The sequence below is a fragment of the Nocardia yamanashiensis genome (genome assembly GCF_021183565.1).
Lineage (GTDB): Bacteria > Actinomycetota > Actinomycetes > Mycobacteriales > Mycobacteriaceae > Nocardia > Nocardia yamanashiensis.
The window spans coordinates 5,791,914-5,809,720 of sequence record NZ_CP089226.1 but is presented as its reverse complement, the minus strand read 5'-3'; the positions used below and the strand labels follow the sequence as shown (position 1 = coordinate 5,809,720).

The following is a 17,807-nucleotide window of genomic DNA, read 5'->3' as shown; positions in this document are numbered from 1 at the left end:
CCTTCCGACGCCGCGCCCGCCTTTTCGGCGGGTGCGGTGTTCGGCGTTTCCGGCCTGGTTTGATGAACCGCATGGGCGACAAGGTTGTTCTCATCACCGGGACGTCGACGGGCATCGGACTGGCCGCAACCTGGGCGGCGATGGAAGCCGACTACCGGACGGTGGCGACGCTGCGGAATCTCGATCGCGCCGATCCGGTGCGGGAGACCGGTGCGGACGTGCGGCGACTGGATGTCACCGACGGGGAGTCGATCCGCGAGTGCGTGGCCGGTGTGATCGCCGACTACGGACGGCTGGACGCGGTGGTCAACAACGCGGGCGCGTCGGTCCTGGGCACCGTCGAGAACCTGTCGATGGACGACTTCCGCCGCGCGCTGGAGGTGAACTTCTTCGGCGTGGTCGAGGTGACCAAGGCCGCGATGCCGCACCTGCGCGCGAGCCAGGGGCGCGTGGTGACGGTGACCAGCGTCGGCGGTGCGATCGGCCAGCCGTTCAACGAGGCCTATTGCGCGGCGAAGTTCGCGGTGGAGGGCTTCATGCAGAGCCTGGCGCCGGTGGCAGCGACAGTAGGCGTGGGAGTCAGCGTCGTCGAACCCGGCGCGGTGGCAACGGAATTCGTAGCGAACGCGGGCATCGATCCAGGTGCGGCGGTCGGTGCGGCCGGACCTTACGCACCCGCGCTACGCAACTACATCGATCGTACGCTCGGCGCCTACTCCAGCAGCCAGAGCGCCGACGAGGTCGCCGACGTCATACTGCAAGCGCTGGCCGCCGACCCGCCCGTCTTCCGCTGGCAAACCTCCGCCGCCGCAAGAGATTTCGTGGCGTCGTCCCTCACGGACCTGAACGGTTCGGCAGTGCTGTCGATGACCTCCGGCTGGGTGCTCTGATCGCCCACGGCCGGCTGGTTTTCGAGTCGCCGTGAGGGGCGGCATCGGTTAGGGTTCCGGCGGAACGGTAGTTGTCTTCTGGGGGGGGAATCCGTTGTTGTCCTTGCCGATCGAGAAGTCTGTCGTCGCCACGCCCGACCTGGGCCGGCGGCTGACCCGCGCGACCATACCCATGACGCTGCGCTCCCCGCTGACCTGGGGATTCATACTGATCGTGCCTTTGATCCTGATGTTCCAGCACATCATCGACGTCTTCAGCAATACCAGCAAGAACGGTTCCGGCCTGGCCGGGATCATCGGCATCTACTTCGGCCTGTTGCTGGTGACGGTCGTGATGTTCGCGTTGGTCACCGCGCTGCGCGTGGTGCGCCCGCCCAAGCAGATCACCGCCTACGCCGGAGCCGGGCGCACCATATCGGCACGCTACCAACAGGATTCGGTGGATTTCGTCCTCGCCACCGGCACCACCCACCTGTCCTATACCGAGATCGACGAACTGATCGACCTCGGCGACGTGGTGTACGTCCGCTACGGAACGCTCAAGGGAATCGCCCTGCCGCGCGAACTCTTCTCATCCGATGCGCTCGCCGCAATGGGGCGAGAACTCAGCCCCCGCTGACAGCGGGACTGTTCCCTCAATCCCGCAGGCGGAGCCGCACTTCGGTGGATAGCGCTGCGGCGGTGTCGCACAGGGCCATCGCGAACGGGTGATGGCTGTCGATATCGCTGTCGGCGCGGTAGGCGAGGACGATGGGGCGGAAGGCGGTGGAGCCCTGCACCTTGAGGATGGAAACCGTTGCGGGAAGCGCGGTTACGGCCAGTCCCGGCACCACCGTGATGCCCAGTCCGGCCGCGACCAGACCCAGTTTGGCGACCCAGTCGCGCGCGACGTGACCGATGGCCGGTCGCCAGGCGACTTCGCTCCATACGCCGAGCAGGCCCGATCCGTCTTCCTCGCTGCCGGTGATCCAGCGTTCCTTGCGCAGGAGCCCGACGGGCACGCTACCGCGACCGGCCAGCGGGTGGGTGGCGGCGACGGCGACGTACAGCGAATCATCCAGTAGGGGAGTGGTTTCCACGCCTTCCGGCAGCGCTTCGGGTTGTGACAGCACGGCGAGATCGACCCGGCGGCGTACCAGCCCGTTCAGCAGTACCTGGCTCGTTCCTTCCCGCAGCCGCACCCTGATCTCCGGATGGTGTTGTGCCGCAGTGGCGATGGCGCGCGGAACCAGCGCGGCGGTGGCGGTGGAGAACGCCCCGACCCGCAACCGCACCGGCGCCCGCTTCAGGTCCCGCAATTCATCTCGCGCATTGTCGAGCGCGTCGAGTACCGAATCCGCGTGCCGCAGCACGATCAACCCGGCCTCGGTGGGCCGCACCCCACGCGGTAACCGCTCGAACAGCGCCCGCCCCGCCGCCTGCTCCATCAATGTGATCTGCCGCGACACCGCCGACTGCGTGTAATCCAACCGCTCCGCCGCCCGCGAGAACGACCCGGTTCGCGCCGCTTCCCGCACCACCCGCAGCCCGGCGACGGTGAACTCTCCCATGCGAATACGTAATACCACCCATGCGAGACTCTCGCTGGTCGCATGCCTCGCACCCCCGTAGCTTTCGAAGCATGACCACCGCGCAACAGAACAAAGCCCTCATCCGCGCCGTCTTCGACGACCTCTCCGCGGGCCGCACCGCCGCCCTCCCCGAAGCCATGTCCGACGATGTCCGCTGGACCTTCGCCGGCAACTGGTCCTGGTCGGGCACCTGGTCCCTGAAACCCACGGTCCTGCACCAACTCCTGGGCCCGCTCATGGCCCAATTCGACGGCGGCTACCGCATCCACGCCGACCTGATCATCGCCGAGGACGACCGCGTGGTCGTACAGGCCCAAGGCAACGGCACCACCGTGGAAGGCGACCCCTACAACCAGACCTACTGCTTCATCTTCACCCTCGCCGACGGCCGCATCACCGAGGTCATCGAGCACTGCGACACGGCCCTGGTCGAGCGAGTCCTGCGCCCGCTGACCCCGGTGAATCCCTGAAAGCGATTGGTATCCTCAGCCCTCCAGCAGGATGGTCACCGGCCCATCATTGATCAACTCCACCTGCATATGCGCCCCGAACCGCCCGATGGCCACCGTCGCGCCCAGCTCGCGCAACGCGGCGGCGAACGCATCGACCAGCGGTTCGGCGACAGCCCCCGGTGCGGCATTGTTCCAGGACGGCCGCCGCCCCTTCGCGGTATCGGCGTAGAGGGTGAACTGACTGATCACCAGAATCGGCGCGCCGAGATCGGCGGCGGAGCGTTCACCGTCCAGGATGCGCAGCCGGAAGAGTTTGTCGGCCAGGGCTTTAGCGGTCGCCTCGGTATCGGTGTGGGTGACGCCGACGAGGGCGACCAGGCCGTGGGGCGCGTCGTGAGCGGCCGGATCGATGCGGCCGACCACTTCGTCGTCGACGGTGACCTGGGCGGAACTCACACGCTGGACCAGTACTCGCACCCATCGATCTTGGCAGCGGGCCGATCGAAGCACTGTCCGGGGGTCGGCGCAACCCCCAATTTCTCTGCGCGCCATCGGGAGTTCATGAAAGTACGCTGTGCTGGCATGCACAACTGAACCCGACGCGGAGCGACGTAGTTACCGATGGCACCTCAGAACAAAGACCAAACGGCTTGGGTGGGACTCAGGCAGCAGGCTGAAGCGCAGACGCTGGAGTTCGACCCGAGTACGGCGCAGAAGGCGATGTCGGCGTGTGCCGACCTGATCAGGCTGATGCGCGGGTACAAGAACGCTGCGGACCCCGAGCTCACCAATCTGCCCAAGATCGGCAGTTTGTCGGATGGCGAAGCGATGGCGGCCAAACTGAATCGCCGTGGGCTCGAACTGGTGAACGCGTTCGACACCCACATCGACATCGTCACCGACATGCTCGAAACCTTCCGGGCGGCGGGTCAGGCGTACAAGCACAGCGAGGAATTGTCGCGGGACGAGTTCGTGCCGCTGAACAAGATCAAGGAAGGGCTGGGGACCTACAAGATCCCCGACGGGGCAGCCGATATCGGGGCCGGTCCGAAGCATCGAGATGCGAAAGCCGCCGTGGGGGTGTCCTTGCCGGGCACATTGAAGAAGTGGAAGGACGACAAGGGTAAGTCCAAGGAGCCGACCAGCATCATCTTCCGGCCCAAGGATCAGATGAACATGCCCGACCTGTACCAGCTCGGGCAGGCGCTCAATCCCGGCCCGTTCGTCGCCGCGTCGGATCTGTGGACGGATCTGTCCGGCAAAGTGAACGGCAAGGTCACCGACTTCACCAATACGATTCAGGGCCTCAGCAATGCCTGGCGGGGCGCGGGAGCGTCGGCGGCGCAGCAGGCCGTCATCACCTATGCCAATGATCTGAAGCCGCTGATCGACACCATGAACGAGATGGGCGAACTACTCGATTACACCGCGCATTGGATGAAGGTCACCAAGGACTTCATGCCGGACAGTCCGGGTGAACCGGGTTGCATGGAAAACGGAGTCGGCCACTACCGCGATCTCTACGAATCCAAGTACCTGAAGCCGGCGAAGGACACGGAAGCGGCGATGCCGATCGTGCCGTGCCCGACGACCGTCAAGGGCGCGACGCCTACGTCTCCGACCTCGCCCACGTCTCCGACCTCGCCGACTTCGCCCACGTCTCCGACTTCGCCTACGTCTCCTACGTCGCCCACTTCGCCTACCTCCCCGACTTCGCCTACGTCACCTACGTCGCCCACTTCGCCCACGTCCCCGACTTCGCCTACGTCACCGACGTCCCCGACTTCGCCTACGTCCCCGACGTCACCGACTTCGCCCACGTCCCCGACGTCCCCTACCTCCCCGACGACCCCGACCACGCCGACGCCGACAACTCCGACGGCGCCGACAACTCCGACCCCGACCACGCCGACAACTCCGACGACCCCCACTCCCACCAAGCCCACCACCCCCACGACGCCGACCCCCACCACCCCGACCCCGACCACGCCGACCTCCCCGTCCGCGAGCGGCACCAGGTCCACCGGATCGACGGGTTCGAGCGACCTATCCCAGTTCGCCTCGGTGCTGAGCACCCTGACCACCGCCGGTACGACCGCGCTGCAACAGCTGCCGACCATCCTCGAAGAGTTCCAGAAGCTCTTCCAGACCAACGACACCGGCAGCATCGCGTCTCTGCTCGGTATCTCCGAGGACCAGGTCACCAAGGCCATCGCGACCATCCAGTCCTCTCCGGACAAGGTCGCGGCCCTGGCCGAGGTGCTGGGCCTCGGCACCACCGGCACCACGGGTGCGACCGTCGTGCCCGTGGAGAGCGCGGGCACCGCGGCCGGAGCCTCGGCCGCAGGTGCAGCAGGCGGCGGCGGTGAGGGCCACACCAATCTGGTTCCGCGCGCGGGTGTCTCGGAGGAGCCGTCGCAAGGCCAAGGCCCCGGCGTGGCGGCCGGTCCCGGCGGTGGCGAAGCGCCCGCTCCGGCGGCGCCCGCTCCCCAGGAGGCCGCGCCCGTGCCCGCCACCGACCCGGGTTCGGTCATCCTCGACGTGGACTTCTTCCGCGGCATGGGATTCGACACCGGTGACTCGAAGTCGGTGATCGAGGCGTGAAATGGGAGTTCACCGATCTCGAGTTCCGGGCGCTGACCAACCGCTACCTGGAGGGGTGGATACCCACCCCGCTCACGTACACCTGCCGCACCGACGACAGCGACGAATACGACCGTCAGCTGTTCGAAACCGATGAGCTGCTGCGGGATCGGCTCGGTCCGAGCGTCGGCGCGCTCTTCGACACCATCCACCGCCCGGAGGTGATCATCGTCTCGCACACCTGGTGCGACGACGATATGACCAACCCGGAGAAGCGGATTCGCGTGCACGGCGCGCTGCGGGACCGTCGAGCCTGCATGATCACCCAGAAACCGGCCGAAACCATCTATCACAGTGGCGGTTTCACCATCACCGAATGCGATCCCGCCGAGCTTCCGCGTCTGATGCTGGCGCAATTGCCCGAGGCCGGCACCGGCCGGGAAGCGGTGGTGCCGATCGTGCTCGAACCGCAGCGGGAAGCCCAATATGGTTCGCGTTCCTTGGCTTTCGACTCCTTCGACGATTCGATGGAGATGCGAGGCCTGGCCTTCCTGAGTCGCCGCGCCGACTGGACCGGCACCATCCGGGTGCTGCAGAGCCGTTCCAAGTACGGCCCCAGTGGAGTGATGGAAACGACCATGCTGTGGCGCGACGTCGCCGATGACGGACGCTATCTCATCGAACTGGGCGAGCCGGAGTTGCGTGCCGTCGGTATCGGTTCCGACCAGCTCGTCCGCCGGATCGAGGCGCGGGTCGAGAAGGTGCGCAGGCACATGGAAGCCCGGGGCGAGGACGAGTACTGAGTCGTCGCGCGGGTGGTTGCCCGCGCGAATCGGCACTAGCCGTTAAGGTTCCGGCAACTAAGCGGTTGCCGGAGCCTGCCAAGGTCATCGACATGAGTGGTGGTGACGGTCGACTCGAGTCCTATATTGATCTGCTGACCACGGCTTCCCATAAGACCGGGAAGGTCCGGGACAATATCGAGAAGATCATGGACACGCTCGAGGCCAGCACCAGCGGCCGAGGTGAGCCGTGGGGCAACGACACTCTCGGCAAGGGTTTCGCCGACGGCCCGCAGGGCTATATCGCCAGCCGGACGAACATGATCGAAGGCGGCGGCAATATGGCCGGCACCTTCGGGAATTTCTCCAAGGGCCAGGCCGATTCCGCCGCGAAGCTGCAGCGGATGGAAGACGGCAACCGCGACAGCTTCAAGTGATGCGGCTGCTATGACCAACGAACGCGCGAAATCCGACCTGGCCGCGATTCTGGACGACTTCCGGAATCAGATGACCACCATTACCGAATTGCAGCGGGAACGCGCCGCGCTGACCGCGTCCGCGACCGTGCGCGGCAAACGGGTCACGGTGACCGTGAACGCCGACGGCACCGTCATCGAGACCCGATTCGGTTCGGGCATCGAGGATCTCGACTATCACGAGATCGCTCGGGCGGTCACCGAGGCCGCGCAGCAGGCGTCGGCGGAGGTGGCGCGGCGCAGCCAGGAGCTGATGGCCCCGGTCTCGCAGAACCGCAATCGCATGCCGAAGCTGACGGACCTGATCCCCGGCATGCCGGATCTGAGCCGTGAACTGGCCGTTCCCGACCTGCCGGTGGTCTCCACCGCCCCGCCGGGATCGCTGGAACGCGCTGCGGCGCACCCCAAGCCGGACGAGCAGGCCCCCAAGCCGCGAGGAACGGCCACCGATTCCGGATGGTGAGACGCCACTTCCGGGTGGGGTAACCGCGCATGATCGAATTCCCCTCCGAACTCGAATGGCTGGGCATCCTCGCGGGCATGGAATGGCCCCACGGCAACGAGGACGAGATGTGGAATCTCGCCCAGGACTGGCGGACCGCTGCCGAAGGACTGCGGGGGCAGATCTCGGCCATCGACGACGCCAAGTACGCGACCCTCGCCGCCTATGTGGACGGCGAGGGCCGCGACCCGATGCTGGCGATCTTCGATTCGCTGGCCGGGCGCGGCAGCGGGACGGTGGTCGGGCCGGACGGCAAGGAGCAGAAGAGCACCTCGATCCTGGATCTGGCCAAATACTTCGATCAGCTCGGGGAATCGGCGTATTCGACCGGCACCGAGATCGAGTACTCGAAGCTCATGTTCATCTCGTCGCTGGTGCTGTTCGCGGCGGAAATGATTGCGGCGTGGATCTTTCCGCCCGCAGGTCCGGCGCTGGAGGCGGCGGCGATCGCGGTCACCCGCATCGCGGTGCGGATCATCGGCGAGCGCGCGCTGGCGGCGATTCTGCGTGCGGCGGCGAAGGCCGGTCTGACCGCGTTCGTCAAGTTCGCACTGCGGCACTTCGTCATGGACACGGCGCTGGGCACCCTGCAGGACTACGGGATTCAGCAATACCAGGTCGACAAGGGCCACCGTAAGGCTGTCGACTGGGGTCAGGTCGGGGTCACGGCCGTCAGCTCCGCCATCGGCGGCGCGGTCGCGGGCCCGCTGGGCGGCAAGATCAGCAAGGGCCTCGCCAATCGCGGCATAGACGGCGCGCTGAATTCGGCCATCACCAGCGTCGGCGCCGGACTCGTCGGCGCGGGCGCGGGGCTCGTCGGCAGCATGGGCGCACAATTCGCCCTCGACGTCCACCGCTACGGGCTCGACAAAGCCTGGGAGAACCTGAAGAACACGCCCCTCGACTACCGCATGTTCACCGCGGGCGCACTCAACGGCCTCGGTTCCGGACTGAATCACCATGCCGCACACCGGGTCTGGGAACCCACCGTAACCCGGATGCGGGCAGGCATCCCGACCATGCCGAATATCGGATCCCTCCCACCCGGCATGATCGGCGACCCCGGAACCCGCCTCGGCAACAACGGCGCCGGAGGCAGCCCCACCGGAACCAACGGCGCCGGCGAAAGCCCGCGCACCAACGCGGCGGGATCCACCAGTGCGGGCGATCAATCCGGCACGGGCGCCCGCCCCATCGGCGACGGCAGCACCTCACGCCCGGAAACCAACGGCCAAACCAACGGTGCGGCAACGTATTCCGGCGGCGACAACCGCCCCGGAGCCCGCGGCGGCGAGGACCCGAGCGGCATGAACGGCTCCGGCCACTCGCCCTCCGCACCGACCTCCGGTTCCTCCGGAACCCACGATGGCAGCGCAGCGGCGGCAACCGGACCGTCGATGACATCGAACGGAAGCCCCTCCGGCGCAGCGGCTCCCATGTCGATAAGCCCAGCGGCCACCGGCGGCGGCGTCTCGGCGAGTTCGACCGGAGTTCCCGCCTCCAGCGGTGGTTCGTCCCCGGCTTCGACTGGTGGTTCCTCGTCGGCTTCGACAGGTAGTTCCCCGTTGGCCGCCGGTGGTTCGTCCCCGGCCTCAACTGGAGGTTCGTCCCCGGCTTCGACAGGCAGTGGAGCGCCCAGCTCCTCCGGTGCCAGTCCGTCGACCACGTCGAGCGGTGGTTCCTCGGCCGCATCGAGCGGTGGTTCCTCGGGCAGCTCGGGCAGCGGATCTGCCGGAAGTTCCAGTGGCGCGGGTTCGGCGGCCGCATCGAACAGCGGTTCTCCGGCCGCATCCGGTGGCGGGTCCGCATCCGGTTCCAGCGGGGCTTCCGCAGCCGGTTCGAGCAGCGGTGCCGGGCCTGCCTCCGGTGCCGGTTCGAGCGGCGGTGCCGGGCCTGCCTCCGGTGCCGGTTCGAGCGGCGGGCCGAGCGCCACCCCCGCAACCGGCTCCAGCGCGGCCCCCGCCGCCGGCCCGTCGGCATCACCTAGCGCGCCCACCACCGGCGCGGGTCCCGCCGCCGGTTCGTCCGGTCCATCCACCTCGCCCGCCTCCGCTGCGGCGAGTGGTGCCTCCGCGACAGGAACGCCCAGCTCTGCCGCCGCAAGCGGTGCGGCCGCCTCCTCCGCGAGTCCCGCCGGAATGAGCTCCACCGCAACGGGTTCCCCCCAACACGGCGTCAACGCGGCCCCGAACTCCGCCCCGGCCCCCGGCCAGTCGGCGGCAGTCGCAGCCGACCGAAGCACTCACGACGCCCGCACCGCCGAAACACGCGCCACGGCAGCACCTTCCAACGCCGATCCGCGCGCGAACGCCCCCCGTGCCGGTGAGGTCGGCGCACCGCGCGCCGGTGAGGGAACAGCACCCCGCACGGACACTCCTCGCCCCCAGCCGAACTCGGCCGAAGGCTCCCGCCCGCAACCGGGCAAAGAGGTCCACCCGGACACAACGGCTCCTGGGTCCACCCCGCGCACCCAGGACTCGGGAACCCCCCACGAACCGGCCTCCCCGGATGGCGGCGACGCATCCGAAAACCGTTCGAATGCTGCTGATTCCACCCCCGCCGACGCCAGTGACGCTGCCGCCCCCGCGAACCGACCCGACGCTGATGCTTCCGCCGACCGTCCCGACGACGGAGCCGCCCAGCATCCCGACGAGTCGGGCGACCGGAACACCCAGCGCACCGATGCACCGCCCAGTCGTGACGGGGAGACTCCGTCGCAGCCGGACAGTGCATCGACTCACCCGGACGAAATCTCCTCGCGTGGTGACGAATCCGGCTCGGATGGGGTGGGGGATCGTTCGGAAACCGGAAGGGACGGTAGCCCCGGCGCGGACGAATCACCACGTCGTGATGCCGATTCCAGGTCCGACGATCGTTCTGGTGACCAGCCGGAAAGCGCTCGGCGGACCGAGCGCGAAACACCTGAGGGCGCTGATTCGCGCCCCGACAATTCGCGTGCGCACGACGATGTCTCCTCGCGCCGGGAGGATGCTGCGCGCCGGGTCGGCGAAAGCCCCTCGGATACAGGGGGAATGTCGCATCGCGAGCCTGATGGTGCGGGGCCCAGGGACGAATCGCCCACGGCCGGGTCCGGTGTACGGCCGGAAGGTGATCGCGCGGAGAGTTCCCCGGCGCGCGACCGGGATGGCGAATCACCGGACCGGAATGCGGATCACGAGGGCGCTCGGCTGCGGGACGACGCACAGCCCGATCGGGCCGATTCGGCTGGGCGGCGGCCGGATGAATCCGGATCGCGGGATGATGCGCCGACGCGGCGTGAAGGTGACGAGGACACGCGGGCCGATGGCGCGGTGCGGCCGGATGAATCGCCTGATTCCGATGGACGCAGGCAATCGGACGACGATGTGTCGGGTCGGCCTGATCATGATGCGCCGGAGGGTGATTCGCGGCCACGAGGAGATTCCGAGGACGGTGCACGCACCCGGCCGGCCGGTGACCCCGACGATTCGACCCCGCCGCGAGCAGACGACGACTCGGCCGGTCGCCGCCGCGAGGATCCGTCCGATCCTGCTCCCGATGCCGGCCTGCTCGTCGGCCCGCCGCTCACGGGCGACGGGCCGCATCCGCATGGTGACGGCGGGGAGCGGCGCGCGGATGGTTCACGCCGGTCCGATGAGTCGCGAACGGATGACGACACCCGCTCCGCACCTGGCGACGACACCCGTCCGACACCAGGCGACGACACGCCTCCTGACACGAATAGCCCTCGGCGACCAGATCTCGCCGATACCGGCGATGGCGCGACACCCCATCCCGGCAGCCTGGACGAGCCGGGATCTGCTCCACGTCGGCCGGATTCGGGCGGTGATCCGTTGCGCGGCCGCTGCGGCGAACTGTCCCTGCGGTTGCTGCGCGCCATCACCGGCAATGAATCGATTCGTATCCCCGAAGGTCCGGTCGGGCCGGAAGGCATGTCGGCCGAGGAACTGGTGGGCAGTGCCGGCGGCCGGTTGAGCCGGTTCGCCGACCATGACGCCATCGCGCGCCGGCTGGAGCGGCTGGGCCCGGGCTCGGCGGCGCTGGTGGTGGATCGGTACGCGGGAGCCGTCGACGAGCACGGAGTCGGCGCGCACGCCTACCTCATGGTCAACGAGGGCGGCTCCATCGTCGTCAAAGACCTGGCGGCGGGCCCCGACCACGGCTATCCACCGGTCGTCCCCCGCGAAACCCAGGGCACCCGCGCCATCCTCTTCAAACCGGACGGCCAACCCCTCACCCCCCTGAAAGCCGAGACCCGCCACACCCTCCTCCGCATGGCCGGCGTCGAGGACGCCCGTGACCGCACCCCGAACCAGACCGACGACGAAGACGACAACGAGCCGACCCCAGACCTCGACGACGAATCGACCACTCGCCGAGCGGATTCCGACGACGAGTTGGATGAACGCACACCTGGCACCGACGAGTCGACCCGCCGTCCTTCCGCTTCGGAGGAAGAGGAAGCCCGCACGCCTGCCGACGCGGACGATGAGGAGACTCGCACGCCTGCCGACGCGGATGACGAGGAGACTCGCACGCCTGCCGACGCGGACGATGAGGAGATCCGTACACCTGCGGACGCGGACGATGAGGAAACTCGCAAGCCTGCGGAAGAGGACGAGCAGGAAACGCGCAAACCAATCGCCGGGGATGACGGGGAGGCGCGCAAGCCCGTCGATGAGGACGAGGAGGGGCGTAGGCCCGCCGACGAGGACGACTCCGATATCTCGGTGCGTCCGGATGACGATGCCCGCACGCCCGGACCCGGCGACGAAGACGCTGTACCTGTCCCTGGTGATCACCGGCCGGACGAACCCGAACCCCCGGGCGGCCGACGGGAATACGAGGGCGAGACCCCGCGTATTCCGGCAGTGGATGATGCCCCGCCGCGTACGGATGAAGACTTCCGCCGGACCAGGCCGGAGCAGCGGCCGGAGGACGAACTGCGGCTCGCCGCTTCCGAACCGGGGTCGGGCGCTGTGCCTCGCCCGGCCGAGCCGGCTGGCGACGAAGTCCCGCAGCCCAAGGACCCCGCCGACACCCCGGACGGCGCCGCACCGGATTCCACCGACTTCTCACCCCGCCCGGACGACGAATGGTCGCAGCTGGACCGCGAGGGCATCGAGGAACGGTTGTGGGCGCACTGGAACTTCGAGGAGATCATCGGTTTCGACCGGGTCGCCGATGTAGAGGTGTTGCGCGAGTTCGCGCGTGCCATCGACGACATGATGACCCGGCACGGCGATCTCGTCGATGTGCGGCGGCTGGAGGTCGGTCCGACCGTCCATCCCAACGCCTATGCCGAGGCGGTCTCGGGCGTCGATGCGAATGGCCGCCGCTTCACCGAGCGGATCGTGCTCAGCGAGGCCTGGGCCAATGATCCCGAAACCTTCCGCCTGTCCACGCTGCGGGACGAGGACGAGGGTTTCCACGTCCCGAATTCCGGTGCCCGCCCGATCTATTCGATCATCGTGCACGAGTTCGGGCACGCGGTGGACTACCAGGGGCAGTTGCGCGCGCGGGACGACCTCGACGACGCGCTGCTGAAGCGCTACAAGGAGCTGTACGGCGAGAACCCCGTGCTTTCGGAGTACGACGCCTGGCTCCAGCGGATGTCGGACTACAGCTTCGAAGAAGGCACCCCGTGGGTCGACGCCCCGGAGGCGCTGGCCGAGGCGTTCGCCGATGTGATTCTCAATGGCGAGAACGCGAGCGAACCGGCTCGCGCCCTGTACGAGCTGCTGACGGCGACAGCCTTGGAAGAGCAGAGTCCGGGTGCGACACCGGATCACTCCGCTCCGGACTCGCATGCGCCTCTGAAAGATACGGGTGCACAACCAGATACGGAATCTGCGCGACCACGTGCATCGCAACCGTCCGAGCCCGGCGCCGAACGCCCGTCGCCCACCGTGGAAGATCACCTGCCCGTCACCGGTGCGGAGTCCCCGCCCTCGCTGACCGAGATGCTCGCCCGCGCAGACGATCTCCTGCGCGAATCCAATGCCCGTCTGGACGAGATGCAGCGCCGCATCGACGCCGGTTTCGACGCCCTCGACCGCATGGTCGAACAGGGCTTGGACAGCGCCGCCGACCGCACCGAACCCATTGTCCCCGAAGCGGTCGCCCGCGCCAACGACGTGCTCGAGGAGTCCCAGACCCGTCTCCGCGAGCTGGACCGCCGCATTGCCGAAAGCCTGGAACAGATCGACCGAATGGTCCAGGACGGCCTGGACCGCCCCATCGAACCCGGCCCCCGCCCCGACGAATCCCACACCCCCCACGAGCCGGACAACCCCACCGGCCGCACCCCCGAGCGCCCGGGATCCGAAACACACCCCGACGGCATCGACCCGAATGCACTGGACCCCAACCGAACTCGGGCCGACAACGACACCCGCCCCGACCTGCCCACCGCCGAGCGCACTCGCACCGACACGCCCGCGCCCGAGCGCACCCGTACCGGCGAAACCCGTACCGATCTCCCCACCGCAGAGCGCACCCGGACAGAGGATACCCGAACCGACCTGTCAACGTCGGACCGCACCCGCACTGACGACACCCGCACGGACCTGCCGACTGCGGAGCGGACCCGTACCGACGACACTCGCGCGGACGTGCCAGCGGCCGAGCGCACTCGGGCGGATGACACTCGCACGGACCTGCCGGCGGCCGAGCGCACTCGCACTGACGACACCCGTACCGACCTCGTTGCGGCGCAACCACATCAAGCATCCGAAGCTGCGACCACACGCCCCGATAACCCGGTCCAGCAGAACACTCGCGCCGGTCGGATGGCGGAGCGGTTGCGGCAGTTGGGCGGTGAGGTTCGCGAGCTGCTGGGCAGGCATGATCCGATTCCGAAGCATCCGTCCGGTTCGGGGCTGGATGGTCACGGGCAATCGGTGGCGGCGGATGCGGCCATCGAGCTGGCGACCGGTCATGCCGCACATGACAAGGCTCCCAATGCGGTTCGACTGATCAAGGAGATCGTCGAGCTGTATCGCAAGCGCGGGCGGATCAAGGAGTTCTTCCTCGGCATCCGCGCCGATCGAGCCGACGATTTCGTGATTCCGCGTAACCCAGACGGTTCGGAAGACCGGTATTGGGATACCGAAGCCGATCCGGATCTGCTGTCGCAAGTCGATATTCCGGAGCGCTTGCGTGACCACTTCGCGCAATTGGATGCGCGGCTCCCGGCACCGGATCCGGCCACACGCGCAGCGGATTCCGCGACCCGCCCCGATATCGCGGTGCCCCCGAACGACGCCGACGCCGATCGCACGGCCGCCGCCGCGGAACTGTCGCGCCTGGCAGCCGCAGCCGACGTCGCGCTGCCCGACCACAGCCCACTATCGCTAAGCATCGCCGAATCCGAACTGCACGACCGCGCCGCGCAGCGGATGGCGGCGGTGGAACGGCTGGCGGAAGTCGCCGAGGCATACAACGAGGAGCATCAGCGGGTCCCCTTCCGCGACCAACTGCCGCTCGACCTGAAGGGCGAACTCGCCGAAGACCCGGGTCACGAGTTCCTGACCGACATCTTCGGGGCGGGCGACCTGCCGCTGCACAACTTTCCGGCGGTCAACAACGGCGCGGAGTTGCCGGCCGAGCCCCTGCCCCGGGAGATCCAGGAGCAGGGCGAGCGGCGGCGTGAACTCCGCACCGAGCGGGTGGAACTCGCGGACCGGCTCGGCATCCCGCTCGACCAACTGGACGCTGCCAATCTGCCGCGCACGCTGGAGCAGCTCGCGACCGAGGCGGCTCGTCAGCAGTTGCGCGCCGACGCGTTCTCGGAACTTGCCCATCAGCACAATCGGCTCGCAGGCGAACAGCGGGCACAGGACGCGACCGCGCGCAACGCGCCGCCGGGCTCACCCGAGCGCGGCACCGCGGCCGAACGCCCGCGTGATCAGGCCGGTCGCGAGGCGCCGACCGAACGCCCGCGTGACCGGGCTGGTCGTGACGCGCTGACCGAATCGGATCCGAACGTCACCCGCGAGGATCCCCTGCCCATACGTCGCGATGCCGACGACCCCGACCGGTCGGGCGCGGAAGCCCAGCCACCATTGTCCGAGACGCGCCGGGACCTCCGGCTGCCCGACACCGCCGACCCGAACGCCACCCGCGTGGACCTTCCGCGCCCCGATCAGCCGCGTGGTGACGAAGCCGCCGCCGAGGCCACCCCGCCGGCCGCCGAAACCCGCCGGGACATCCCCGTGCAGGAGCGCACCCGCGCCGACGAGACCCGCACCGAACCGAACCAGCAGGAAGAGCAGCGCCCCCGCCGCAAACCGCAACAGCGCGCCCGCGAGATACCACCCCCATCGCCGTCGGGTCCGGCTCCGCACCCGGAACGCACGGCCCAGGAACCGGACCCGCACGCGCGCCGCGATCCCGCCGAGCCGGAAACGGAAGGCCCCGAGCCCCTCGACGGTCAGGACCGGCGGCCCGACGATGTCATCCGTCCGGAACCCGGTGAGGGGCAGGAGCTTCCCGATGGTGAGGGCAGGCGGCCCGAGGGCGAGACGCGCCCGGAACCCGGTGAGAGCCCGGAGCTTTCCGAAGGTGAGGGTAGGCGGCCCGAGGACGAGACCCGCCCCGAGCCCGATGAGGGCCCGGAGTTCTTCGACGGCGGCGACTGGAAAACCGAGCCCGGCGACGGCCCCGAGTTCTTCGACGGCGACGAGTGGCATTCCGAGACGCCGGAAACTCCGCCCTTGCAACCAGATTGGTCCCCACGCCCCGACGACTCCTGGTCGCGGCTGGACGCGGACGGCATCGTCGACCGGCTGAAGACCGAGTTCGGTTTCCAGGACGTGATCGGTTTCGATCCCGCCCGTATCGACCCCGAGGTCATGCGTGAATTCGCCCGCGCGGTGGAGGATGTGCTCGCCGAGCACGGCGGTCACATCGACCGCGGCATTCTCGAGATCGGCGAGACCGTCAACCCCGGCGCGTACGCCGAGGCCGTGCCGGCGCGGGACGAGAACGGCAACCTGACCGCGCACCGGATAGTGCTGAGCGCGAACTGGGCCGCGAATCCCGAGGGCTTCCACGCCAGCACCCAGCATGACCAGCACGCGCACTTCCACGTCCCGAACTCGAGCCTGCGCCCGATCTACGCGACCATGGTGCACGAACTCGGCCACGCGGTGGATTTCGCCGGTCAGCTGCACGCCCACGGCGATATCGAGTCCGCCCTGAGCAGGTACTTCGCGGACACCCACCAAACCGAGAACACGACCCTGCTCGACTACCTCATGTGGGTGTCGGACGGCATGTCGAACTACAGCTTCCGCAGCGACGGCAGCATCAACCGAATCGAAGCCCTGGCCGAGGCTTTCACCGACGTCCTGCTGAACCGCGACAATGCCAGCGAACCGTCACGCGTCCTCTACGACCTGATGACCGAACGCGCACAAGCCGCCCGCACCGCCGACGCGGAACCGGTCGCCCCGCACGATTCAAATGATTCGACTGCGCCCCCGAACGATTCGGCTCACGAGTCGCGCGAACAGGCTGATTCCGACGCGCACCCGCAAGATTCGACGCCAGGACGGCGTGATGTCGCCGATCCTTCTGTACCCCCGGACGTGTCGACGCCTGAAGTGGATGATCCGGCTGATTCCACCGCTTCCAAGGAGGAATCGGCACCGGATCCGGCTGCGCCCAAGGAAGAGCCGACCCCGCAACCGCATGAACCCGATGCTGAACTCCGCCCATCGCCGTCGATGCCGATGGTCCCGCCGTCGGTCCCGGATGGCCCTTCCGGCCACGACCCGAACCAGCGGCCGTGGTCGTCGCCGGACGAACGCCTGACGCCGGAACAACGACCGGTTCGCGAACACGTATACGGCCCAACCGAAACCGCAGACGGTTGGGTGCCGCGCGTCCCCGATCCGGACACCGTTCGCGTGCTGGAAGTGTTGTCGCAGACCGAATCCGGACGCGATGTTCTCACTTCCCTGCGTGACGCGGGGATCGCCCTGCGCCTGGTCGATTCCGGCGGCGAAACCCCCATCCGCGATTCCTACGACCCGGTCACCCGCGAGCTGGTCATCGACATGTACGAGCGCGGCCAGCTCGAACAAGCCGCCGCGATCGTCGCCGCAACCGCGCATATCGACGTTCCGCCGGAATCCGCACCAACACAGCACGCTGGCGAAAGCCCCACGCAGCGACCGGAATCGGAATCCGCCTCACGTCCGCAGGACGAACTGCCGCCAGGTCCGCAGGAGGAGGGGGCGCGTCCGCACGAGGAATCGGGTGCGCGTTCGGAACGCGAACCGGCCGAGTCTGCCGACCGTCTACGCCGTGCGGCCGAATCCTTCGGCCGCGAAGCGGAATTCACGCGCGAGCTGCGTGACGCCGGGTATGACGACACCCGTAGTGCGCTGCGTGACCCGGTGGAATCCAGGTTCGAGGATGCGGTTCGCGAGACCTATCTGCGTGCGGCTGAAGCGGCTCGCGACGAGGCGCACACGCGCACGCCCGAACTGTCCGAACCTGATTTGCGCGCGCTCGCGCACCGGGCCGGTGTCGAGGCCCTGC

General features: G+C 68.3%; 10 protein-coding genes (1 of these 10 only partly in view). 8 read left to right on the top strand and 2 right to left on the bottom strand.

What is annotated here, in order from left to right; all coding sequences use genetic code 11:
• Positions 1-71 precede the first annotated feature (71 nt).
• A complete protein-coding gene (locus tag LTV02_RS27085) occupies positions 72-890 on the top strand; it encodes an SDR family oxidoreductase (protein WP_233034667.1) in 819 nt (272 codons plus the stop codon).
• A gap of 97 nt (positions 891-987) precedes the next feature.
• Positions 988-1,509, top strand: a complete 522-nt coding sequence (locus tag LTV02_RS27080; protein ID WP_233034666.1) for a hypothetical protein — start codon at positions 988-990, stop codon at positions 1,507-1,509.
• Between the two features lie 16 nt (positions 1,510-1,525).
• Here the strand turns inward: LTV02_RS27080 and LTV02_RS27075 are convergent, their stop codons facing one another.
• Positions 1,526-2,440 (bottom strand): LysR family transcriptional regulator, encoded by a 915-nt coding sequence (locus tag LTV02_RS27075; RefSeq protein WP_233034665.1) that lies wholly within the window; start codon positions 2,438-2,440, stop codon positions 1,526-1,528.
• 71 nt (positions 2,441-2,511) lie between these two features.
• On the opposite strand from LTV02_RS27075, the gene LTV02_RS27070 reads away from it, so the two are divergent.
• Positions 2,512-2,931, top strand: a complete 420-nt coding sequence (locus LTV02_RS27070) for a nuclear transport factor 2 family protein (RefSeq protein WP_233034664.1) — start codon at positions 2,512-2,514, stop codon at positions 2,929-2,931.
• 15 nt (positions 2,932-2,946) lie between these two features.
• On the opposite strand, the gene dtd is transcribed toward LTV02_RS27070, so the two are convergent.
• Positions 2,947-3,390 (bottom strand): D-aminoacyl-tRNA deacylase, encoded by a 444-nt coding sequence (dtd, locus tag LTV02_RS27065; RefSeq protein ID WP_233034663.1) that lies wholly within the window; start codon positions 3,388-3,390, stop codon positions 2,947-2,949.
• Between the two features lie 177 nt (positions 3,391-3,567).
• On the opposite strand from dtd, the gene LTV02_RS27060 reads away from it, so the two are divergent.
• The 5 genes from LTV02_RS27060 to LTV02_RS27040 form a co-directional block, all read left to right on the top strand.
• Positions 3,568-5,517 carry a PPE domain-containing protein gene (locus tag LTV02_RS27060; RefSeq protein ID WP_233034662.1) on the top strand — a complete coding sequence of 650 codons (1,950 nt, stop codon included), beginning with the start codon at positions 3,568-3,570 and terminating at the stop codon, positions 5,515-5,517.
• A complete protein-coding gene (locus tag LTV02_RS27055) occupies positions 5,514-6,299 on the top strand; it encodes an ESX secretion-associated protein EspG (RefSeq protein ID WP_233034661.1) in 786 nt (261 codons plus the stop codon). The genes LTV02_RS27060 and LTV02_RS27055 overlap by 4 nt, the downstream gene beginning before the upstream one ends.
• Before the next feature lie 92 nt (positions 6,300-6,391).
• Positions 6,392-6,715: a hypothetical protein gene (locus LTV02_RS27050; protein ID WP_233034660.1), complete on the top strand. Its 324-nt coding sequence runs from the start codon at positions 6,392-6,394 to the stop codon at positions 6,713-6,715.
• A 10-nt stretch (positions 6,716-6,725) separates the two neighbouring features.
• The gene (locus tag LTV02_RS27045; RefSeq protein WP_233034659.1) at positions 6,726-7,217 is read left to right on the top strand and encodes a YbaB/EbfC family nucleoid-associated protein; all 492 of its coding nucleotides are present in this window, start codon (positions 6,726-6,728) and stop codon (positions 7,215-7,217) included.
• A gap of 29 nt (positions 7,218-7,246) precedes the next feature.
• On the top strand, positions 7,247-17,807 hold the 5' portion of the coding sequence (locus tag LTV02_RS27040; protein ID WP_233041922.1) for a WXG100-like domain-containing protein. 24,839 nt of this gene lie beyond the right edge of the window; only the first 10,561 of its 35,400 coding nucleotides appear in the window; the start codon lies at positions 7,247-7,249; the stop codon falls past the right edge of the window.

Bases quoted from the DNA above. Each gene is read 5' to 3' on its own strand.
- LTV02_RS27085 (WP_233034667.1), top strand. From the start codon at position 72: ATGGGCGACAAGGTTGTTCTCATCACCGGGACGTCGACGGGCATCGGA.
- LTV02_RS27075 (WP_233034665.1), bottom strand. From the start codon at position 2,440: ATGGGAGAGTTCACCGTCGCCGGGCTGCGGGTGGTGCGGGAAGCGGCG.
- LTV02_RS27070 (WP_233034664.1), top strand. From the start codon at position 2,512: ATGACCACCGCGCAACAGAACAAAGCCCTCATCCGCGCCGTCTTCGAC.
- LTV02_RS27050 (WP_233034660.1), top strand. From the start codon at position 6,392: ATGAGTGGTGGTGACGGTCGACTCGAGTCCTATATTGATCTGCTGACC.
- LTV02_RS27045 (WP_233034659.1), top strand. From the start codon at position 6,726: ATGACCAACGAACGCGCGAAATCCGACCTGGCCGCGATTCTGGACGAC.